Origin of the sequence: Streptomyces sp. NPDC002809, from assembly GCF_040295435.1 — a bacterium.
Lineage (GTDB): Bacteria > Actinomycetota > Actinomycetes > Streptomycetales > Streptomycetaceae > Streptomyces.
In genome coordinates, this window is sequence record NZ_JBEOVJ010000062.1 from 15,435 (window position 1) to 37,434 (window position 22,000).

The 22,000-nt window shown below is 71.8% G+C and carries 17 protein-coding genes and 1 riboswitch; of the genes, 7 read left to right on the forward strand and 10 right to left on the reverse strand.

All coding sequences use genetic code 11. The features are described from left to right. Positions 1–123 precede the first annotated feature (123 nt). On the forward strand, positions 124–1,737 hold the full coding sequence (locus tag ABT025_RS28690) for a M23 family metallopeptidase (protein WP_351000538.1): 1,614 nt from the start codon (positions 124–126) through the stop codon (positions 1,735–1,737). Positions 1,738–1,856: 119 nt separating this feature from the next. Here the strand turns inward: ABT025_RS28690 and pcrA are convergent, their stop codons facing one another. After that, positions 1,857–4,295 (reverse strand): DNA helicase PcrA, encoded by a 2,439-nt coding sequence (gene pcrA / locus ABT025_RS28695; protein ID WP_351000540.1) that lies wholly within the window; start codon positions 4,293–4,295, stop codon positions 1,857–1,859. Positions 4,296–4,553: 258 nt separating this feature from the next. Continuing rightward, a riboswitch (cyclic di-AMP (ydaO/yuaA leader) is annotated at positions 4,554–4,718 on the forward strand. On the opposite strand from pcrA, the gene ABT025_RS28700 reads away from it, so the two are divergent. Next, positions 4,717–5,898 (forward strand): C40 family peptidase, encoded by a 1,182-nt coding sequence (locus tag ABT025_RS28700; protein WP_351000542.1) that lies wholly within the window; start codon positions 4,717–4,719, stop codon positions 5,896–5,898. (Overlaps the previous riboswitch by 2 nt.) A gap of 73 nt (positions 5,899–5,971) precedes the next feature. On the opposite strand, the gene ABT025_RS28705 is transcribed toward ABT025_RS28700, so the two are convergent. Next, positions 5,972–6,325, reverse strand: coding sequence for a hypothetical protein (locus tag ABT025_RS28705; protein WP_136327614.1), 354 nt, complete (start codon positions 6,323–6,325; stop codon positions 5,972–5,974). A gap of 356 nt (positions 6,326–6,681) precedes the next feature. On the opposite strand from ABT025_RS28705, the gene ABT025_RS28710 reads away from it, so the two are divergent. After that, positions 6,682–7,728: a C40 family peptidase gene (locus ABT025_RS28710; protein WP_351000545.1), complete on the forward strand. Its 1,047-nt coding sequence runs from the start codon at positions 6,682–6,684 to the stop codon at positions 7,726–7,728. Positions 7,729–7,803: 75 nt separating this feature from the next. Next, positions 7,804–8,577 carry a GNAT family N-acetyltransferase gene (locus ABT025_RS28715; protein ID WP_351000548.1) on the forward strand — a complete coding sequence of 258 codons (774 nt, stop codon included), beginning with the start codon at positions 7,804–7,806 and terminating at the stop codon, positions 8,575–8,577. Between the two features lie 34 nt (positions 8,578–8,611). Here ABT025_RS28715 and ABT025_RS28720 read toward each other — a convergent pair whose 3' ends face one another. Together ABT025_RS28720 and ABT025_RS28725 are read right to left on the reverse strand one after the other, a co-directional pair. Then, entirely contained in the window at positions 8,612–9,316 is a 705-nt protein-coding gene (locus ABT025_RS28720; protein WP_136327611.1) for a LuxR C-terminal-related transcriptional regulator, read from the reverse strand. Then, a complete protein-coding gene (locus tag ABT025_RS28725) occupies positions 9,300–10,598 on the reverse strand; it encodes a PspC domain-containing protein (protein WP_351000552.1) in 1,299 nt (432 codons plus the stop codon). The genes ABT025_RS28720 and ABT025_RS28725 overlap by 17 nt, the downstream gene beginning before the upstream one ends. Positions 10,599–10,770: 172 nt before the next feature. On the opposite strand from ABT025_RS28725, the gene ABT025_RS28730 reads away from it, so the two are divergent. Both ABT025_RS28730 and ABT025_RS28735 read left to right on the forward strand, forming a co-directional pair. Continuing rightward, the gene (locus ABT025_RS28730) at positions 10,771–12,087 is read left to right on the forward strand and encodes a PspC domain-containing protein (protein ID WP_351000555.1); all 1,317 of its coding nucleotides are present in this window, start codon (positions 10,771–10,773) and stop codon (positions 12,085–12,087) included. Next, on the forward strand, positions 12,074–12,337 hold the full coding sequence (locus ABT025_RS28735; RefSeq protein ID WP_351000558.1) for a hypothetical protein: 264 nt from the start codon (positions 12,074–12,076) through the stop codon (positions 12,335–12,337). Before ABT025_RS28730 ends, ABT025_RS28735 begins: the two co-directional genes overlap by 14 nt. On the opposite strand, the gene ABT025_RS28740 is transcribed toward ABT025_RS28735, so the two are convergent. The 4 genes from ABT025_RS28740 to guaA form a co-directional block, all read right to left on the reverse strand. Further along, entirely contained in the window at positions 12,244–12,753 is a 510-nt protein-coding gene (locus tag ABT025_RS28740) for a DoxX family protein (protein ID WP_351000561.1), read from the reverse strand. The genes ABT025_RS28735 and ABT025_RS28740 overlap by 94 nt on opposite strands. Before the next feature lie 180 nt (positions 12,754–12,933). Beyond that, the gene (locus ABT025_RS28745) at positions 12,934–14,199 is read right to left on the reverse strand and encodes a hypothetical protein (RefSeq protein WP_351000564.1); all 1,266 of its coding nucleotides are present in this window, start codon (positions 14,197–14,199) and stop codon (positions 12,934–12,936) included. A 126-nt stretch (positions 14,200–14,325) separates the two neighbouring features. Continuing rightward, on the reverse strand, positions 14,326–15,096 hold the full coding sequence (locus tag ABT025_RS28750; RefSeq protein ID WP_351000566.1) for a class II aldolase/adducin family protein: 771 nt from the start codon (positions 15,094–15,096) through the stop codon (positions 14,326–14,328). A 173-nt stretch (positions 15,097–15,269) separates the two neighbouring features. Further along, complete coding sequence (guaA, locus tag ABT025_RS28755; RefSeq protein ID WP_351000569.1) at positions 15,270–16,856, reverse strand: glutamine-hydrolyzing GMP synthase; 1,587 nt, start codon at positions 16,854–16,856, stop codon at positions 15,270–15,272. A gap of 554 nt (positions 16,857–17,410) precedes the next feature. On the opposite strand from guaA, the gene ABT025_RS28760 reads away from it, so the two are divergent. Then, positions 17,411–17,731 (forward strand): chorismate mutase, encoded by a 321-nt coding sequence (locus ABT025_RS28760; protein ID WP_351000572.1) that lies wholly within the window; start codon positions 17,411–17,413, stop codon positions 17,729–17,731. A gap of 370 nt (positions 17,732–18,101) precedes the next feature. Here ABT025_RS28760 and ABT025_RS28765 read toward each other — a convergent pair whose 3' ends face one another. Both ABT025_RS28765 and ABT025_RS28770 read right to left on the reverse strand, forming a co-directional pair. Next, positions 18,102–19,844 (reverse strand): peptidase, encoded by a 1,743-nt coding sequence (locus ABT025_RS28765; RefSeq protein WP_351000575.1) that lies wholly within the window; start codon positions 19,842–19,844, stop codon positions 18,102–18,104. 304 nt (positions 19,845–20,148) lie between these two features. Continuing rightward, positions 20,149–21,984, reverse strand: coding sequence for a GMC oxidoreductase (locus ABT025_RS28770; RefSeq protein WP_351000578.1), 1,836 nt, complete (start codon positions 21,982–21,984; stop codon positions 20,149–20,151). Between the last annotated feature and the right edge of the window lie 16 nt (positions 21,985–22,000).

Here is a 22,000-nt window from a genome sequence, read left to right on the forward strand (position 1 = left end):
CGGAGGGCGTCGAAGATTGTCGGCGTCGCATACCGCCGGGTACAGTCGCGGCCACTGCTTCCCCCGGAGTCCCCATCGGACCCCGGACACACTGGTCCTGCTGTCGAGGCGAGAGAGAAGTTGGTGAACGACCAGCACCCCCACGCCGGGTACGCCGGATACGACGGCCACTCCACGGGCGGCTTCGACAGCGACCCGCTCTTCGGCTCCCTCCCCGGCAACTACGACGGCTCGTACGACACCGCCACGGCCTACGCCGCCCCGTACGGCAGCGGCCAGGCCGACTACAGCGGCACGTACGACGCCTCCCAGTGGGACACGGGCGCTCACCCCACAGCCGAGTACGGCCACGCAGCCGACTACACGGCCCACACCGCGCAGCAGCAGCCTCAACACCAGCACCCGTACGACGCCGACCCGCAGTACGACACCGGCGCCACCTGGATCCCGGCGGACGGCGGCTACGGCCACACGGTCCCGGCCCAGCACGGCGCCCCGGACTCCTCCGGCCAGTGGGACACCACCGCCTGGCACCAGAACGGCCAGTGGGCCGGCACCGGAGCAGCGGGATACGACACCGGCGCGTACGACGCAACCGCCTGGAACACCGGCGCCACGCCCGAGCACGAACAGCAGCCCGTGCACACCATGCACACCGCGACGGCGCCGCACGAATCCGAACAAACGGCCCAGCATCCGTACATGGCCAACGAGGCATACGAACAGCAGGTCTCCCACGAAGCGCCGTACGACCAGCAGCTTTCCCACGAGGCCACGTACGAGCAGCAGGCCTCCTACGATCCGTACGAGCCCTACCGGACCGCCGAGTTCAGCCTTCCGGAGACGGACCTCGGCGAAGCGGCCGCCGATGGCACCGGGTCCGAGGCGGACGACCACGCCGGCGACCACGATTCCGCCGCCGGCCCGGACTCCGCACCGGCCGCCGACCGGCGCCCCGCAGGCCGCCCCGTCACCCGCAGCGGTGGCGGCAGCCGCAGCCGCAGGCGCTCCCCCGCGAAGCGATCCGCACTCCTCACCGTCGCCGTTCCGTCCGCATGTGTGATGAGCGTGGCGGGCATCGCCGCAGCGTCCGTGGGCGGAATGGGCGGCGGCGAGGAGAAGCAGGACGAGACCACGTCGATGGCGGCCGCCGACCCCGGCACGGTCAAGCCCGTCGCGGCCAACAACGAGCTGGACACCCAGCTGGCCAACCTCAGCGCGGACGCGGAGAACTTCGCCGACCGCGCCAGCCGCACCCAGGAGCGCATCGACCTGAAGGCGCGGCAGGCCGCCGAGAAGAAGAAGCGTGCGGAGGAGGCCGCCCGCAAGGAGGCCCTGCGCCCCAAGTTCGTCATGCCCGTCGCGAATCACCAGCTCAGCGCGTACTTCGGTCAGGCGGGCGTCAACTGGATGTCCGTGCACACGGGCATCGACTTCCCCGTCGACTACGGCACGCCGGTGATGGCGGCGACCGACGGCACGGTCCGTACGCAGTTCAACACCGCCTACGGGAACATGGCCATCGTCACCGCGGCCGACGGCACCGAGACCTGGTACTGCCACCTCAGCAGCACCCGGATCCGCTCGGGTTCGGTCAAGGCCGGTGACGTCATCGCGCACTCCGGCGACTCCGGCAACTCGACCGGCCCGCACCTGCACTTCGAGGTGCGACCCGGCGGCGGCGCGGCCATCGACCCGCTGCCATGGCTCCGCAGCCACAACGTCAACCCGAACTGAGTCGGCTGACCGGCTGACCCGGCTGCCCCGGCGCACGCGCAACGGCCGGGGCAGAACGCCCCGGCCGTCCCGTCGACCCGGCCGTCCCGTCAGCCCCGGCCGTCCCGCCCTCGCGGGTGCTAGAGCTTCTCGACCGGTGCGTATCGCAGCAGCAGCTTCTTCGGCCGTTCGTCGCCGAAGTCGACCGTGGCCTTGGCCTGGTCCCCGATGCCCTCGACCGCCGTCACCGTGCCCAGTCCGAACTGGTCGTGGGTGACCCGGTCACCGACCACCAGCGTGATCGTCGGCTTGTCCGAGGTCCGCCGGGTCGCGAAGCCCGAGGGGCCGGAGCGCGAGCGGGACGCGGAGAGCGACGAGGTGATGCCCGCCGTCGGTCCCGCCGGGGCCGCCATGGGGCCCTTGCGCTTCCACTCCAGGTGCTGGTCCGGGATCTCCTCCAGGAACCGCGACGGCGGGTTGTACGAGGGCTGGCCCCAGGCACTGCGCATCGCCGCCCGGGTGAGGTAGAGCCGCTCCCGGGCGCGCGTGATGCCGACGTAGGCGAGCCGGCGCTCCTCCTCCAGCTCCTTGACCTGTCCCAGCGCACGCATGTGCGGGAAGACGCCGTCCTCCATGCCGGTCAGGAAGACCACGGGGAATTCGAGGCCCTTGGCGGTGTGCAGCGTCATCAGCGTGACGACACCGGAGCCGTCCTCGTCCTCGTCGGGGATCTGGTCGGCGTCGGCGACGAGCGCGACCTTCTCCAGGAACTCGGCGAGCGTGCCCGCGCCCTCCTCCTCCGCCCGCTCCTGCTCGAACTCGAGAGCCACGGAAGCGAGTTCCTGGAGGTTCTCGATCCGGGTCTCGTCCTGCGGGTCGGTGGACGCCTGGAGTTCGGCGAGATAGCCGGTCCGCTCCATGACGGCCTCCAGCACGACGGCCGGTCCGGCGCCGGACTCCACGATCGTGCGGAGCTCCTCCATCAGCGTGTTGAACCGCTTCACCGCGTTCGACGAGCGGGCCGCCATGCCGTACGCCTCGTCGACACGGCGCAGCGCCTGCGGGAAGGAGATCTTCTCGCGCATCGACAGGGCGTCGATCATCGCTTCGGCCCGGTCGCCGATGCCGCGCTTGGGCACGTTCAGGATGCGCCGCAGCGGGACGGTGTCCTCGGGGTTGGAGAGGACCCGGAGGTAGGCCAGGACGTCCCTGACCTCCTTGCGCTCGTAGAAGCGCACTCCGCCGACGACCTTGTAGGGCAGGCCGACGCGGATGAAGATCTCTTCGAAGACGCGGGACTGGGCGTTCGTACGGTAGAAGACGGCGACGTCGCCCGCCTTCGCGTCCCCGGCGTCCGTGAGCCGGTCGATCTCGTCCGCGACGAACTGCGCCTCGTCGTGCTCGGTGTCCGCGACGTATCCGGTGATCCGGGCACCGGTGCCGGCGTTGGTCCAGAGGTTCTTCGGACGACGGCTCTCGTTGCGCTCGATGACGGCGTTGGCCGCGGACAGGATCGTCTGCGTGGAGCGGTAGTTCTGCTCCAGCATGATCGTCGTCGCGTCCGGGTAGTCCTCCTCGAACTGAAGGATGTTGCGGATGGTCGCGCCGCGGAAGGCGTAGATCGACTGGTCCGCGTCACCCACGACGCACAGCTCTCCCGGGGCGTCGGCCTCGCCCGCCGGACCCACGAGCTCGCGCACGAGGGTGTACTGCGCGTGGTTGGTGTCCTGGTACTCGTCGACCATGACGTGCCGGAAGCGGCGGCGGTAGTGCTCGGCGACGTCGGGGAACGCCTGGAGCAGGTGCACCGTCGTCATGATGATGTCGTCGAAGTCCAGGGCGTTGGCCTCGCGCAGCCGGGACTGGTACAGCGCGTAGGCCTGGGCGAGGGTCTTCTCGAAGCCGTCCGCGGCCTGGCCGGCGAAGGTCTCCTCGTCGATCAGCTCGTTCTTCAGGTTGGAGACCTTCGCCGTGAACGACTTCGGCGGGAAGCGCTTCGGGTCGAGGTCGAGATCGCGGCAGACCAGGGCCATGAGGCGCTTGGAGTCGGCGGCGTCGTAGATCGAGAACGACGAGGTGAAGCCGAGCCGCTTCGACTCGCGGCGCAGGATCCGTACGCACGCGCTGTGGAAGGTCATGACCCACATGGCGTTGGCCCGCGGCCCGACGAGCTGCTCGACGCGCTCCTTCATCTCGCCCGCGGCCTTGTTGGTGAAGGTGATCGCCAGGATCTGGCCCGGGTGCACCCCGCGCTCGGCCAGCAGGTGGGCGATGCGGTGGGTCAGCACACGGGTCTTGCCCGAACCGGCACCGGCGACGATGAGCAGCGGGGACCCGGCGTGCACGACGGCTGCGCGCTGCTCGGTGTTCAGCCCGTCGAGCAGCGCGGCGGCGTCGACGACCGGGCGGTGGGCACCGTCGCGGTAGTACGCGTCGCGGGGCGGCGGGGGCCCGTCGAATACGCCTGCGAAGAGGTCCTCCGGCACCGCTTCGGGTGCGGAGTCCTCGGGGGGCGGCGGGGGCCCTTCCTCCGTGTGCTGGAGGCCGGCCAGGAAACTGTCGTCAAAGAGGCTGCTCATCGCCTCCCGAGTCTAGGCGTGCGCACTGACACTCCGGGCCCGAGTGACCAACCACGCACTCGCGACCGGACACACAGAGCAAGCGGCGGACCGCACGGAGTGGGGGAATTCCGGCCCCACCTGCTCCGCAGCGCCCCGATCCGTCGAGGTCACGAAAATGTATCGGGCATATCGAACATCAACCTTCACAACGACACCATGAGTTGGCTAGCGTGCTCGTTCGGGCGGCCCGTACCCCCAGAGGCGATCCACGCCGAGCGGGCGTCCACGCCGAATCCGGGCTCCGCGTCAGGAGTCGGGAACCGGGGACCCACACGCATCACCGGGGTGAATCGGTCCGAATCCCCCACCAGGACCGTAGGGCAGCCTTCCGTTCCGCCCGAACCCGACAGCTAACCCGGTAGGCGGTCCACGGAAGGAGATGCCGGCCTTGGCGTCGCATCGCAAACCGCGCACCCTGGTGCGCAACACCGGCCCCGCCGTCGGGCTCACGACGGCCGCGCTGGCGTCGGTGACTCTGCTGTCCACGCAGAGCGCACTGGCCGCCCCGGCCCCCAAGCCCAGCATCGAGGACGTGCAGAAGAAGGTCGACGACCTCTACCGCCAGGCGGGCACCGCGACCCAGCAGTACAACCAGGCGAAGGAAGCGACGACCAAGCAGCGCTCCAAGGTGGACACCCTGCTGGACGATGTCGCCCGGCGCACCGAGAAGCTGAACGAGGCCCGCAGGACACTCGGCACCTATGCCGCCGCCCAGTACCGCGGCGGCGCCCTCGCTCCGACCGCCACCTTCTTCCTGGCCGACGACCCGCAGTCGTTCTTCGACCAGACCCACCTCATGGACCGGATGACCGAGCGCCAGACGCGCGCCGTGTCGGACTTCCGTACGCAGCAGGCGAAGGCGTCCAAGCAGCGGGCCGAGGCCGTGGTGAGCCTGGAGACGCTCACCGAGTCGCAGGCGACGCTGCGCACCAGCAAGCAGAACGTCCAGACGAAGCTGTCCGAGGCCCGCAGCCTGCTGTCGAAGCTGACCGCCGAGGAGAAGGCGCGCCTGGCGGAGCTGGAGCGCAAGAAGGAGGCGGAGGCCGAGCGCAAGGCGGCGGAACTGGCGAAGAAGCAGGCCGCCGCGAAGGCCGAGGCCGCCCGCAAGGCCGCGGAGGCCGCCAAGGAGGCCGGCACCGGGAGCGGGAACGGTACGGACACGGGGAGCGGCACCGGCTCGGGTTCGGGTTCGGGTTCGGGGACCGAAGCCTCGACCAAGGCCGAGAAGGTCATGGCGTTCGCCAGGGCGCAGCTCGGCAAGCCGTACGTCTGGGGAGCCACCGGCCCGGCCTCGTACGACTGCTCGGGGCTCACCCAGGCGGCCTGGAAGGCGGCCGGCGTCGACATTCCGCGGACCACCTGGGACCAGGTGAACGTCGGCACCCGGATCGCCACGGCGGATCTGCAGCCCGGGGACCTGGTCTTCTTCTACGACGACATCAGCCACGTCGGCATCTACAAGGGCGACGGCATGATGATCCACGCGCCGAAGCCGGGGGCGAACGTGCGCGAGGAGTCGATCTTCTACATGCCGATCTACGGGAGCGTGCGACCGGGCTGACCTCTCCTCGCCCTCGTCGCGAAAACGCCGCTGCCCGGACCCCATGGGTCCGGGCAGCGGCGTGAGCGAGGGCTCAGGTCCAGAGCGTGGCGATGAAGATGTTGACGATCGTGAGTCCACCGACCGCGGCGAAGAGGCCCTTGTCGACCTTCTCCTCGTCGCGCTTGACGTAGACGAGCCCGAGGATCACGACCAGGATCAGCAGCTTGATGCCGATCTTGACGTTGTTCACGGGGTGGTCGTCGGCCTGGTCGAGCCCGACCAGCGCGATTCCGGTGACCAGCATGGTCAGCGCGCCGTGCAGCATGGCCGGGACGAACCGTGCCGTGCCCGCGCCCATCGCCTTCATCTGGGTGAGGAACCCGCCCAGCAGGGAGGCGATGCCGATGATGTGCAGGGCGACGAAGACATCGATGAGTACACGCATGGTTCCGCAGCCTAGCCCCGGCCATATCAGCACTCCGCAGCCCGGTCGGCCTAAGTGACCACTTGACCGCGAGATGCACCAATTGCCTGACTCTGGTGCAATTTTTCCGATCATCCGGCGACAATGCAACGCCAAATTAAGACAATAGGCGTCATTACAACTCTTTCCCGTGTCCCGGGTTTAGCGTCCCTGTGCAGGTGGCCGGTACACCGCCGATCCGCACCCGGACGGCGTTCCCGGTCACCCCGCCGAGGTTCCGGCGGCGGGCCGCTCCCCCTGTTGGCGGCCCGCCGCCGGGCCGGGCGGGCCCGTCGGTAGACCCCGGCGGGCCGTCGAAAGGAAGGACGCCCGCCCTCGTGGCAGCGCACCGGAAGCCCAAGCAGCGCCCGTACACCGGCTCTGCTGCCCGCACCGCAGCGACGCTCGCCCTCGCCGGGGCCGCGACCGCCGCCGCGTTGCCGGGATCCGCGCACGCCGATCCGGCGCCGACCCCCGCGCAGGTGAAGGCCGAGGTGGACCGGCTGTACCGGGAGGCGGAGGTCGCCACGGAGCAGTACAACGGCGCGAAGGTGAAGGCGGCCGCCACCGCCAAGTCCGTGGACGCCCTGCGCGACGAGGCCGCCCGCAGGACCGACCGGCTCAACGCCGCGCGCGACGCGCTGGGTTCGTACGCCGCCGCGCAGTACCGCTCCGGGGGCATCGACCCCGCCGTGCAGTTGGCGCTCTCCTCGGACCCCGACCAGTACCTCCGGCGCGCCTCGTACGTGGACCGGGCCGGCGAGCGGCGCGCCACCGAGGTCCGTGCCGTGCAGCGCCAGGTCGCGGACGTGGCCCAGGTCCGCGCCGAGGCCGCCGGCCGGCTGACCGAGCTCGCCGCCCGCCAGGCCGCCCTGCGGAAGCACAAGGCGACGGTCCGCACCAAACTCGCCGAGGCCCGGCAGCTGCTGGCCCGCCTCTCCCCCGCCGAGCGCGCCTCCTACGACGCCTCCGAGGGCGGCCGCGGCGACGCCCACGCCGACCGCAGCGCCCCGCGCGGCGCGGTCCGGGCACCCAACGCCCGCGCCGCGGAAGCTGTCGCCTTCGCGTACACCGCGCTCGGCAAGCCGTACGTGTGGGGCGCCACCGGCCCCTCCTCGTTCGACTGCTCCGGCCTCACCCAGGCCGCCTACCGCTCCGCCGGCCTCTCGCTCCCCCGGACCACGTACACCCAGATCAACGCGGGCAAGCGCGTCTCACGTTCCGAACTCGCTCCTGGGGACCTGGTGTTCTTCTACTCGGGCATCACCCACGTCGGCCTCTACATCGGCAACGGCCAGATGATCCACGCACCGCGCCCGGGAGCCCCGGTCCGCGTCGCACCGATCGACCAGATGCCCTTCGCGGGAGCGACCCGGGTGGCATGAGCCCGGCGCCGCCCCGGGTGCCGGTCGGGCTAAGCTCCCGGCTTCCGACCCGAACGGCCAGAAGGACAACCGCACATGCCCATGGACGCAGACGTCCAGAACCATGCCCGTACGCTCACGCTCCGCTCCCCGGACCATGTCCGGGTCGGCCCGTTCGTGATCCGCTACAACCCGAACTGGTCCCTCAAGTACGCCAATTACGCGATCCCCGACCAGGGAGCCGAGCCGGCGCCCGCCGAACTCGACGCCCTGGTCGCGGCGTTTCGCGGGCTGGACCGGATGCCGCGCCTGGAGTTCCTGCCCACCTGGGCGCCGGCCGTCGAACCCGCACTGCTGGCCGCCGGGTTCACCGTGGAGAACCGCGCCCCGCTCCTGGCCTGCGCGCCCGGCAATCTGCTGCCGCCGAAGCCGGTGGACGGCCTGGTGATGGCGGAGCCCGCCACCGACGCGGAGTTCGACGCCGCGGCCCTCGTCCAGCACCTGGGCTACGGCGGGACGGGCGAGCCCGAGGCCGGTACCGCCCAGTGGCTGCGCACCGCCGCGACGGACGGCGGGGTCGCCGCCCTCGCGACCGTCGGGGGCACACCGGCGGGCGCGGGCGGCTGCTCGGTCCCGGTCGACGGTCTCAGCGAGCTGGCGGGTCTCGCGGTCGGGGCGGACTTCCGCCGCCGCGGCATCGGGGCCGCGCTCTCCGTCCATCTGACGGAGACGGCGTTCGCGCGGGGCTGCCGGGTGGTGTGGCTGGAGCCGGGCGACTCCGAGGTGGAGCGGATCTACGCGGCCATCGGCTACCGCCGGATCGGCGAGAAGCTGAACATCTCGCTCGACCCCGAACGCCCGGCCGGCTGAGCTGCGGCTCGGCCGCCCGACGGGCCCGCCGGTCTCAGACCAGCCGGCGGGCCGTCGCCCAGCGGGTCAGCTCGTGCCGGTTGGAGAGCTGGAGCTTGCGCAGCACCGCCGAGACGTGCGACTCGACCGTCTTCACCGAGATGAACAGCTGCTTGGCGATCTCCTTGTACGCGTATCCGCGGGCGATCAGCCGCAGCACCTCGCGCTCGCGCTGGGTCAGCCGGTCGAGGTCCTCGTCGACCGGGGGCGCGTCCGTTGAGGCGAAGGCGTCGAGGACGAAGCCGGCCAGCCGGGGCGAGAACACCGCGTCGCCGTCCTGGACCCGGAAGACCGAGTCGACCAGGTCGGCGCCGGTGATGGTCTTGGTGACATAGCCGCGGGCGCCGCCGCGGATGACACCGATGACGTCCTCGGCTGCGTCCGAGACGGACAGCGCCAGGAAGCGCACCGGGTTCTCGACGGCGCCCATGAACGGGGCGCAGCGGCGCAGCACCTCGACGCCGCCGCCGCCCGGGAGATGGACGTCCAGGAGGACGACCTCGGGGCGGGTCGCCGTGATGACGGTGACCGCCTGGTCGACGTCGGCGGCCTCGCCGACGACCTCGACGCCGGTCTCCTCGGTGCGGCCGATCTCGGCCTGTACGCCGGTGCGGAACATCCGGTGGTCGTCGACGAGCACGACTCGTACCCGGCGCTCCGGGCCCTCGTGGCCCCCGGTCGCCTCAGTGGTCCCGTTCATCGCTCGTCCTCTCCATCTCCAGCTCGACTTCCGTGCCCCCGCCGGGCACCGAACGCAGCCGTGCGGTACCGCCGTTGCGCTGCATCCGGCCGATGATTGATTCTCGTACGCCCATTCTGTCCCCCGGTACGGAATCCAGGTCGAATCCCGGACCCCGGTCGCGCACCGAGACGAAGACCGTGCGGCCCTCGACCTCCGCGTAGACCTGCACGGCGCCGCCCTCGCCACCGTACTTGGCGGCGTTGACCATCGCCTCGCGTGCGGCCTGCATCTGTGCGGTCAGCTTCTCGTCGAGCGGGCAGTCGCCGACGACGACGACCTCCAGCGGGACGCCGTGTTTGTCCTCGACCTCGGCGGCGGCGCGTTTGACGGCCTCGGCCAGGGTCTCGGGCTCGTCGTCCTCGTCCTTGCCGGTGCCCTCGGGGTTGTAGAGCCAGTTGCGGAGCTCGCGTTCCTGGGCCCGGGCCAGTCTGCGGACCTCGCCCGGGTCCTCGGCGTTGCGCTGGATCAGGGTGAGGGTGTGCAGCACCGAGTCGTGGACGTGGGCGGCGACCTCGGCGCGTTCCTGGGCCCTGATGCGCATCAGGCGTTCCTCGGAGAGGTCCTGGGTCATCCGGACGAGATAGGGGCCGGCGAGCAGGGCGATGCCGGTGAGGACGGCGATGGCCGCGGTGAGGACGTTGCCGAGCTGGGCGGCGGAGCCGCGTACGACCATGAAACCGGCCAGGCCCAGGCCGACCAGCGCGACGCCGGCCAGGCCGCGGGCCAGGTGCAGGACGCGGCGGCGGCTGCCGACCTCCATCCAGCGGGCGCGGCGGGCGTTGTCGGCCTGGCGCCACACCAGGACGGAGCCGGCGCCGATCAGCAGGGTGGGCCAGATGTAGCGGTCGGCATTGCTGCCCATGTCGACGTTGCCGACGAAGATCAGGGCGCCGATGAGCAGCGCGATGAGGGCGAAGACCTGGCCCTTGTCGGGTTTGCGGAGCCGGCGGGTGCCGTCGGGGGCGGTCTCGAAGACGGACCGCGGGCCGTCCACGCCGCCGACGCCGAGCGGCACCACGATCCAGAACACGGCGTACAGGAGCGCGCCGAGGCCGTCCGCGAGGAAGAGCCCGAGGAAGACGAACCGCACCCAGGCGACCGGCAGCCCGAGGTGTCCGGCGAGACCGCGTGCGACGCCGCCGAGCAGCCGTCCGTCGGCGCTGCGGTACAGCTTGCGCTGGGGCGGCTCCTCCAGGTCGGGGGTGCGGGAGCTTGCGGCTCGGGGCGTGGCGGCTGGCATGACCTGATCGTCACACGTCCGTGCGGGTGAGGGCATCAGGGTCGGCCCCCACATCTACCCTGAGACCGGCGGAATGCGGCACGGGCACCTCAGGGTCGGCCGGGCCAATATCAGGGACGGGCCAGGGTCGGGGCGGGTGCCGGAAGGGGCCGGCGCCCGTCACCATGGAGCCATGACCGTTCCCCAGGACGCGCCGCCCGGCGTCGTACCGCCCCCCGGGCCCGTACCGCAGCTGCACCGCGTCGCGCGGCAGAAGGTGGTGGCCGGGGTGTGCGGCGGGCTCGGCCGGTACTGCAACGTCGATCCGGTGATCTTCCGGATCGTGCTCGGCGTGCTCTCCGTGACCGGCGGCATCGGACTGATCTTCTACGGCTTCGCATGGCTGCTGATCCCGCTGGAGGGCGAGGAGGAGAACGAGGCGCGCCGGCTGCTGTCGGGCCGGGTCGAGGGGGCGTCGCTGATCGCGGCGTTGTGCGCGCTGATCGGCTGCGGTCTGTTCCTGTCCATGCTGGGCAACAGCGGCACGCTGGCGTTCTCCGCGATGCTCTCGCTCGCGGTCATCGGTTTCACCGTCTGGACGCAGCACCGCAGGACGGCCGATCCACAGGAGCGGGCGCATCCGGCGGCCGAGCGGGCGGTGTCGGACGCGCCGCCCGAGGTGAAGGCGCCGCCGACGCCGTCCGGCCCGTCCTGGTGGCGCGACCCGATCGTCAAGGACGGGACCACGGGGCCGGCCGGTGCGGGCTATCTGTGGGGACCGCCGGACGCCGTTCTCGACGGCCGGGCGGAGGGTGCGCCCCGGGCGACGGCCAACGCCCCGTTCCTCCCGCCGCAGCGGTCGCGGGAGGTCCGGGGGCCGCGGCCGATCGGCGGCGCCGTCTTCGTCAACGCGATGATCGCGGGCGGTCTGGGCACGGGCCTGAGCTGGGACTCCCACCCGCTCGGTACGAGTCTGCAGATCGGGCTGGCCGCCGCGCTCGCGGTCCTCGGGCTGGGGATGCTGATCAGCGCCTTCGCCGGCCGGACCGGTTTCGGCACGCTCCTGCTGGCGATGATCACGGCCGGCCTGCTCGCGGGCGCGTCGGCCATGCCCAAGGACATCACCACCGACTGGGCGCGAAAGGAGTGGCGGCCCGCGTCGGCCGCCGCGGTGCAGTCGCGGTACCAACTGGGCTCCGGGGAGGCGAAGCTGGACCTCACCCGGGTCGCCGTGCCCGCGGGTGACACGGTCAGGACCGAGGTGGGGCTCGGCGCGGGCCGGATCGTCGTGCGGGTGCCCAGGGCGGTCACCGTGAAGGTGAACGCGCGGGCCGGCCTCGGCGACATCACGCTGCCGGCCGACCGGCGCCAGGGCGATGTGGACATCCGTCTCTCGGAGAACGAGCACCGGACGCTGCCGCCGGCCGAGGGCAGCAAGCCGGCCGGGACGGTCGAGCTCGATCTGGAAGTCGGCATCGGACAGGTGGAGGTCACCCGTGCTGCGTCATGAGTTCCGGCCCGGACGGGCCGTGGCGGGCGTGGTCATGCTGGTGCTGGCCGGTGGCTACGCGGCCGACGCGGCGGACCTGTGGAACGCCCCGTGGGCCTTCTTCGTCCCGCTCTTCGTGGGCGGCCTGTGGCTGGCCGCCACCGTGACGTGGATCGCCTACCGGATCCGGCGCCGCCGTGTCGCGCGGAAGGCGTCCACGGAGAACGACGCGGCCCCGCCGAGCAGCAGCGGCAGCCAGGCCATGAGGTAGATCAGGTCGTTGCCGAGGTAGTACGGCGAGACCTGCCAGCTGACGGTGAGCCACAGGCTGAGCGAGATCAGCGCCCCGCCGAGCGCCGCGATCCTCGTCCACAGGCCCAGCAGCGTGCCGATGCCGACGGCGAGTTCACCGAAGGCGATGGCGTACCCGAAGCCGGACGGGCTCTTCAGCGCGAGGTCGACGAGGGCCGGGATCGCGGCGGAGTCGCGGACGGCCGTCATCTGCTCGCCGATCGAACCGGTTCCCGTGGCGTGGAAGAAGGCGCTGTCGGTCAGTTTGTCGAGCGCGGCGTAGATGAAGGTGACCCCGAGGAAGATCCGCAAGGGCAGCAGTGCGTGCTCCCGCGCCAGCTCCCCCAGGCTCCTGGCCTCGCCCAGACCGCGCCCGTTCGTGCCGTACCCGTGCATGGTTCTCCCGCCTTTCGAAGCCTCCGCCGCCGGACCACCGGGTCCGCCAACAGAGCCGTTCGACCCTCGCCGGACCGTTCGATCCGTCACCAGACCATACGTACGCCCCGAACGCCCGGCTCACCAGGTGCGCGGTCGGGTTCATCGCGAGTCGCTACCGCGGCGGCCCGGCCGCCCGGGTCAGTCGGTCACATCGATCGCGACGCGGTTCGACTCCGCCCCGGACGCGGTCACCACCTGCACCTCGACCACCCCCGGCTCCACCTCCACCGGCACCGGCACGGTCAGCACGGTGTCGGTCGGGTTGGCGAAGCCACCGGTGACCGGGACCATCGGGACGTGTACGTGGACGGCACCGATCCGCACGACCATGCGGGCCAGCCGGTCCGGGGCCCCGGCGCCGGGCGGCACGAACCCCGCGCCGCGGATCTCGATGTCGTCGCCGGTACGGATCGGCGCGTCCAGGTCGCCCGCCTCACGGGCCCGGATCACGGACAGCACCACGGGCCGGCCGCCCTCCGTGTACTTCCCGGCGAAGTAGGTGGCCGCCGAGACGGCCACCAGCAGGGCGAGCCCCCACGGCAGATCGGGCAGCTGCTCGGGCCGGCGGGCGAGCCGGACCGCGGCGAAGACGACGGCGACGGTGGACACCAGCACGTACTGCACATCGGTGAATCCGCCGCGCCCCGAGTCGTCGGTCAGCAGGTCGGCGGCGCGCGGCCGGTCCGCCCGCAGCTTCTGCAGCCGCCCGGACAGCACCCGTACGCTCACCACCCGCCGGACGACCACCGCGATGGCGCACACCAGCGCCAGCACGGTCACCACCCCGGCGCCGCGCGCCAGGTCCAGGCCCTCGATCAGCGCGTCGCGCTGTGCGTGGCCGGAGGCTCCCGCGAGCTGCAGGGCGAGGACGAGTACGGAGAAGACGGCTAGCAGCACCCAGGACGCGGCGACCGCACGGGAGGTCGAGAGCCGGTTGTCCTCGCCGATCAGCGGGGCGAGGAGGCCGCCGCGCGCCCGGTGGACATGCGCGGCCGCGGTGAGCAGCCCCGCGGTGACGAGTCCGGCGAGCAGGCCGGCGGTGCGGGCGTGGGTCCAGCCGGCCCCGATGGCGGTGGCGGCCTCGGAGACGGCCAGTACGGCGACGGCGCCCCAGACGATGACCAGGGTGCGCTGCCACACCCTGTACAGCCAGGCGTCACCCGCCTCACGGCCGCGGTCGGCGACAGCGCGCGCGGACTGGGTCAGCTCGTCCGAGACCCACTGCCTGGTCGCGGAGGGAGACTGGGCGACTCCGGCGGGAAGCCCCTGGCCCGCGGCGAGTTCGTCCCGTTTGGCCAGGAAGGCGGCCACCGCGCGCCGGTGCCCCTGGCGTGCTCCGTGCGGGCAGTCGCCACACGTGCAGCCACCGCCGTGCGTGCTCTGTCTCGCCTCGTCCAACGCCACGGAGAACGCCGCCCTTTCCCGCCCCGGTACAGCCGCTGGTCAACCCAACTCGACTGTGATTGCTGCGAATTGTGCCGTACGGTGCGGGAGGTTCCCGCATCGGGGCACACCGGGCGGGTGGGATCGTCAGAATGTTCGAGAGATCCGGCTCCACAGCGGCTGGTAGTTGATCCAGGCGACCAGGTCGCTGCCGAGCTGTTCGCGGGTGGTGACCGCGTCCCGGTGCTCGATCAGCACCGGCTTCCCGGCCGCCCGCGCCGCCAGCTGCACCTGGCAGGACCGCTCCAGCGCGAGGAACCACCAGGCGGCCGCGTCCACCGAGTCGCCCACGGTCAGCAGCCCGTGGTTGCGCAGCACGATGGCCTTGCGCGCCCCGAGCGCGGCCGCGATCCGGCGCCCCTCGTCCTCGTCCACGACGACCCCGGTGTACGCGTCGTACAGCGCGTGGTCCTCGTAGAAGGCGCAGGACTCCTGGGTGATCGGCTCGACGAGTTCCCCCAGCGCGGCCAGCGCCCTGCCGTGCACGGAGTGGGTGTGCGCGACCGCGACGACGTCGGGGCGGGCCCTGTGCACCTGCGCGTGGACGGCGAACGCCGCCTGGTTGACGTGCCGGCTCCCCTCGACGACCTGGCCCTCACCGTTCACCAGGATCAGCTCGTCCGGCCGCAGCCCGTCGAAGGGGGCACCGAAGGGGTTGACCCAGTAGCAGTCGCCGAACTCCGGGTCGCGCGCCGTGATGTGTCCGGAGACACCGTCCTCGTACCCGTACTCCCCGAACAGGCGCAGCGCCCCTGCCAGGCGTTCCTTGCGATGGGCGCGCTCCTCCTCCACGGAGGCGTGGACGGGCGGCATGGCGAAACGGAGCTGGTCCACGGGTACGGGTATGGGCTCGGGCATGGCGACTCCTCAGGACTCCCGGGCGTACGGGATCAGGCGTACGGGATCGGAAGTTACCGCCGGTCGCCGCAGGTGGCCAGAGGTATCGGCCATCGATTCGGAGCCGGGGACACGGCGATGCCGCCGCCCGTGGGAACGGACGACGGCATCGGCGCGAGGGGTGAGGGGGAGGATTACTCCCACTCGATGGTGCCCGGGGGCTTGCTCGTCACGTCGAGCACGACGCGGTTGACGTCGGCGACCTCGTTGGTGATGCGGGTGGAGATCTTGGCGAGGGTCTCGTACGGCAGCCGCGACCAGTCCGCCGTCATGGCGTCCTCGGAGGAGACCGGGCGCAGCACGATCGGGTGACCGTAGGTGCGGCCGTCGCCCTGGACGCCGACGCTGCGGACGTCCGCGAGCAGGACCACCGGGCACTGCCAGATGTCACGGTCCAGGCCGGCCGCCGTCAGCTCCTCGCGGGCGATGGCGTCGGCCTCGCGGAGCAGGTCGAGCCGCTCCTTGGTGACCTCTCCGACGATCCGGATGCCGAGGCCGGGGCCGGGGAAGGGCTGGCGCTGGACGATCTCCTCCGGCAGGCCGAGCTCCTGGCCGACCATCCGGACCTCGTCCTTGAACAGCTGGCGCAGCGGCTCGACGAGCTGGAACTCGATGTCGTCGGGCAGCCCGCCCACGTTGTGGTGCGACTTGATGTTCGCGGTGCCGGTGCCGCCACCGGACTCGACGACATCGGGGTAGAGCGTGCCCTGCACGAGGAAGGCGACCTCGGGGCCGTCCTCCTGGAGGATCTCCAGCTGGGCCTGCTCGAAGACGCGGATGAACTCGCGGCCGATGATCTTCCGCTTCTGCTCCGGGTCGGACACGCCGGCCAGGGCGTCGAGGAAGCGCTTCTCCGCGTCGACGACCTTCAGCTTCGCCCCGGTCGCGGCGACGAAGTCCTTCTCGACCTGCGCGGTCTCGCCCTTGCGCATCAGTCCGTGGTCGACGTACACACAGGTCAGCTGGGAGCCGATGGCCTTCTGCACGAGGGCGGCGGCGACCGCCGAGTCCACTCCGCCGGACAGGCCGCAGATGGCGCGCTTGGTGCCGACCTGCTCGCGGATCAGGGCGATCTGCTCCTCGACGACATTGGTCGTCGTCCAGTTCGGCTCGATGCCGGCGCCGCGGTAGAGGAAGTGCTCCAGGACCTGCTGGCCGTGCGTGGAGTGCAGGACCTCGGGGTGGTACTGGACGCCGTAGAGCTTCTTCTCGTCGTTCTCGAAGGCGGCGACCGGGACGACGTCCGTGGACGCGGTGACGGTGAAGCCCTCGGGGGCGGCGGAGCAGGCGTCGCCGTGCGACATCCACACCGACTGCTCGTCCGGGGTGCCCTCGAAGAGGGTGGAGCCGCTCTTGGAGACGGTGAGCGCGGTGCGGCCGTACTCCCGGGCACCGTTGTCGTCGACGGTGCCGCCGAGCGTGGTCGCCATCAGCTGGAAGCCGTAGCACATGCCGAAGACGGGGACCCCGGCCTCGAACAGCGCGCGGTCGAGCGAGGGCGCGCCCTCGGCGTACACCGAGGAGGGCCCGCCGGACAGGATGATCGCCCGGGGGTTCTTGGCCAGCATCTCGGCCACCGGCATCGTGGACGGCACGATCTCGCTGTAGACCCGGGCCTCACGGACCCGTCGGGCGATGAGCTGGGCGTACTGCGCGCCGAAGTCGACAACGAGGACCACGTCGGTGGTGGTGTCGGGGGCGGCGGGGGGTGCTGCTGGCACGGGGCGGCCTTCCGGCGGTGGAGAGGGGGTCGGTTCTTCCGATTCTACCGGCGGGCGGGGGCGTACCTCGTCGCACCGGATACGGCGGCCGGGGGGCGTACCTCGTCGCACGGGATACGGCGGCCGGGGGGCGTACCTCGTCGCACCGGATACGGCGGCCGGGGGGCGTACCTCGTCGCACCGGTTACGGCGGGCGGGGGGCGTCCCGCGTCACACCGGATACGGCGGGCGGGGGGCGTCCCGCGTCACACCGGATACGGCGGCTGTGGGCGTCCCGCGTGGCCCCGGGGCGACGGGGGCACGGAAACGCGGCCGTCTCATCATCCGGGCCGGGCGTTGGACCGGGCCCGCCACCGGCGGCCATACTGTCCCCCATGCGTCAGCACACGACCTTCGTCTTTACCTATGGCACCCGGCCCGCCGGCTGCCATGGTCGTGCTGCTTGAGCAACTGACAAGCAACGTTCCAGGCGCCCCGGGCCGACAGGCCCGGGGCGTTCTGGCGTTCCGGGCCCGGTCGGCCCCGGGGAGCCGCACCCCACCGGGAGACCCGCCATGAGCAGCACCGCAACCGCCAAGCCCGCCGCCCCCGCCAAGACCCCCACCGAGGTGACCGGCGCGCACACCGACGAGGCCGCGTCCCTGATCGCGGACGCCCGGGGGCGCATCGACGCCCTCGACGACCGGATCATCGGCCTCGTCCAGGAACGGATGGCGGTCTCCACCGTCATCCAGGAGGCCCGGATCACGTCCGGCGGCCGCAGGGTCAACCTCTCCCGCGAGATGGAGATCCTGGGCCAGTACCGGGACGCGCTGGGCAAGCCCGGCACCTCCCTCGCGATGACCCTGCTGGAGCTGTGCCGCGGCCGCGTGTGACGCACCGCAGGTCGGGCGCCCCAAGGGCCGGCAGGGCTGTACGGGCGTATCCCAGTTCGGGCGGACTCTCACCCGTACGGCGCGTGACCGGGCCCCGCACGGCTTCGTTGGTCCCGGTGTCCGTGCCAGCCAGGGGCGGCTTCGGGAAGAGGAAACCACGCGTGGCTCCGCCGGGGCGTGTGGCGTACTGCACGTACGCCGTGGGACCGCGCACCGGCGTGCGTGACCGGTCGGCAGGGGACAGCAGCCCGGTCACTCGGAGGGACCGCTCGCCGGTCTCTTCACGAACGGCCGGCTCCGGGGACGCCCGGAGCCGGCCGTTCTCCGTCCGGAACACCGGCCCTCGGGGGGCAGGTGTACGGACCGGGTTTCAGCGGGTCACGCGACGGCGGCGGGACACCGTGCAGAGGACACCACCCGCGGCCAGGGCGACGAGAGCCGCGCCGCCCGTCATCAGCGAGGTGGAGCCGGTGGAGGCGAGAGCGCCTCCGGTGGCACCGCCACTGCCGGAGCCGCTGCCTGTGGTGGTGCCGGTCGAGGACGAGCCGGCCGGACCGCCGGAGCCGCCGGCCGTTCCGCCGCTGCCCGAGGAGCCTCCGGTGGCGGCCGGTCCACCCTGGCCCGGGGCACCTCCGCCGGTGGCGGCGCCGCTGCTGCCGCCCGAGCCCGGGCCCTTGCCGTTCAGCACCAGGGACGCGGTGTTGTTGGCGGGCTTCGGGTCGAAGGGCAGGGCGGGGGCGGCGAGGTGGGTGTTGCGGACCAGCACCTTGCCGGACGCCCCCGCGACCACCTTGTCGATCTTCAGCTTGAAGGGAAGGGCGAAGTCGGCGTCCTCGCGGACGGACATCGGCGTGGAGCAGAAGTAGCGCGGGGCGGCCTTCTGGTTCTCGCGGTACGCACCGTCCGCGGTCACACCGCGGCAGGACGAGGGCTTGCCGACGACCGTGGCGCCCTCGGGCACCGTGACGTCCACCGTGGCGACGTCCTCGCCGGAGCGGATGTACCCGATCCAGGCCGGCCCCCGGTTACGGAATCCGACCGTCACGTCGACCGAGTCGCCCGCGGCGCCCCCGGCCCGTGCCCCGTACGCCGCGAAGTCGGCGCTGTTGGTGGTCCGGAAGTCGACGTCCTGCTGGTTGTCGCCCGGCTCCAGGTCCGCCGAGCGCGTCGTCGGGGCCTCGCGGAGGGTCAGCGCGGCGCCCTCGCCGGAGCTGTACCGCGCACCGGCGCGCTCCGCGGTGCGGGCGGCGGAGCCGTCCTCCGTGATGCCGTAGACGAAGGAGTCGTAGAAGGCGCGCGTGGTGGCCTTGATGCTGGGCGGCTCGGCCAGCGTGTACGTGGCGCCCGGCTCGTAGCTGCCGTCGAAGGAGCACAGGGCGGTGGTCCAGGCGCCGGGGCTTCCCATGCCCAGCTCGGCCTCGCTGTACTCGCAGTTCCGGTACCGCTCGGTGAACGCCATGCCGCGGGTGTGCCGCAGGGTGAGCAGGACGCCCTCGGCCGCGCGGGTGCCGTTGTTGGTGAAGGTGACGGGCACCGGCTGGCTGTCGCCGGGCTTGAGCTTCGTCTTGAACGGGAGGCGCTTCATCGACAGGTCGGGGCCACCGATGCCGACGTGGGCGGAGAAGGACCGGAAGGTGATTCCCTGCGCTTCCGCGGTGACCTCGATGGTCCCGGCGTCACCGTCCTCGCTGCCCTTCGCCGCGGTGAGCTCGAGGTCGGCGAAGGTGCTCAGGCCGGGGAAGATGCCCCAGTCGGTGCAGACAGCGGTCGTCCCGGTGGTCCGGCAGTCGGCGCTGCCTTCCTTGCTGAACGACACGTCCGCGACACCGGCGATCCCGCTGAGGTCGAAGCGCACGGTGTACTCGTCGGCGAAGGTCCCGTTCTCCTCGTCCACGGACGGGTTGTCGACCGTGAAGCCGAGGGTCGCCTTCTGCGGGGCTCCCGTGGCCGGGTACGGGTGCAGCGCGGTCTCGGCGGGGCCTCCGAGAGTGAACTCGGGGGCCGCGGCCTGCGCCGGCGTGTTCAGGGCGAGAGCGACGGCGGCCAGCAGGCCGACAGCGGCGAAACCTCCGGTGACGCGACGGAGAGTGGCTCTCGGGGTCGTGCTTCTCATCTCGGGCCCTTGGGTCGTCGGGAGCTGTGTGACCGCTGTGACAGCGACATGGGTACGACCAGGGGCGTGCGGGAATAGTTGCGTGCGTTCCGATCACGAATCGGGCACGTCGCGGGGCGTGACCGACCTCACACCGGAATGTCGTCGTCCCGGGGACAACCATCAGGGCGTCCTGGGGGTCATTCATGCGGAACCACCGGTCACATCCGTAACACGGCTTCACCGGTAGAGCGTGAGGGGCTGCACTCGGAGGGGGGTGCAGCCCCTTCTGCTGTCCGGACCGGTCCGGCCCGGCCGGTCCGCCCTACTCGGCCTTCGTGCTCCTCTTCGGCGGCACCGCCGGCATCCCCAGGAACGGCAGCCTCAGCGCGCCGAACGCCTCCTTCGGAACGGCCGGCGCCTGCGGTTCGACCGCCGACAGCCGTTCGTACGCCTCGCCCGGCGCCGGGCGCGGGTCCTGCTCGCCCTTGTTGGGCCAGAAGGACATGGCCCGCTCCGCCTGCGCGGTGATCGTCAGCGACGGGTTGACGCCGAGGTTGGCGGAGACCGCGGAACCGTCGACGACCGAGATGCCCGGGTGGCCGAACAGCCGGTGGTAGGGGTCGATGACGCCCTCCTCGGCACTCGCGCCGATCGGGCAGCCACCGAGGAAGTGCGCGGTGAGCGGGGTGCCCATCAGCTCCCCGATGTTGGAGCCCGCGAAGCCGTTGATCTCGGCGGCGAGCAGCGTCGCGCTCTGCGTCGCCTCGGCGATCTGCGTCGGGTTGGGCGCGCCGTGGCCCTGGCGGGCGGTGAGCAGTCCCTTCCCGATGCCGCGGGGCTTGCGGTACGCGGTCAGGGAGTTGTCCAGCGACTGCATGACGAGCCCGATGATGGTCCGCTCCGACCAGCGCCGGTTGGAGAGCGAACGCACGGCGAGCGCCGGGTGCCTGGCCATGCTGCCGATCCAGCCCAGCACCCGGTGGGTGCCGTACGGGACCTGGAGGATGGTCATGCCGCCCATCGCGTTGGATCCCTTGCCGTAGCGGACCGGCTCGATGTGGGTGTTCTCGTCGGGGTGGATCGACGAGGTGATGGCCACGCCCCTGGTGAAGTCGGCCTTGGTGCCGTGCTTCCTGCGGTAGCGGCGGTCGGAGGTCTGCGCGCCGACGAGGCCTTCGGAGTTGGTCCGGGTCAGCTCGCCGAGGCGGGCCGAGAGACGGGGCAGCAGCCCCTGGTCCTTCATGGTGTGCAGCAGGGTCTGGGTGCCGTACGTGCCCGCCGCGACGACCACCTTGCGGGCGCGCAGCACGGTGGGCTCCGCCTTCCTTCGCCGGTCGGTCGGCACGGTCGAGACCTGGTAGCCGCCCTCCGGGTCGTCCGTGATCGCGACGACGGACGTCATCGGGTGGATGACCGCTCCGGCCTTCTCGGCGAGGTGGAGGTAGTTCTCGTTGAGGGTGTTCTTCGCCCCGTGCCGGCAGCCGGTCATGCACTCGCCGCACTCCGTGCAGGCCTTGCGGGCCGGGCCGGCGCCGCCGAAGTACGGGTCGGCGACCGTGCCGCCGGGCTTCGCCCTCGCCGTACCGTCCGCGTCCTTGCCGTCGCCGAAGAAGACGCCGACCGGGGCGAGGTGGAAGGTGTCGCCGACGCCCATGACCTCGGCGGTCGCCTTCAGATGGACGTCGGAGGGCGTCATCGTCGGGTTGAGCCGGACCCCGAGCATCCGCGTGGCCTGGTCGTAGTACGGCTTCAGCTCGTCCTGCCAGTCGGTGATGTGCGCCCACTGCCGGTCCTCGAAGAACGGCGTCGGGGGCACGTACAGCGTGTTGGCGTAGTTGAGTGACCCGCCGCCGACCCCGGCACCGGCCAGCACCATCACCTTGCCGAGCAGGTGCACGCGCTGGATGCCGAAGAGGCCGAGGGCGGGGGCCCAGAGGTAGTTCTTCAGGTCCCAGGAGTTCTTGGGCAGGGTGCCGGGCGTGAACCGCCGGCCCGCCTCCAGGACGCCGACCCGGTACCCCTTCTCGGTCAGTCGCAGCGCCGACACCGCGCCGCCGAAGCCCGAACCGACGATCAGGACGTCGTAGTCGTACGCGGCGTCGTCATCGGCTCCTTCCGGGTCCAAGGACTGATTCCGGGCAGGGCTGACCTGGGACATGGCTCTCCTCGGTGCG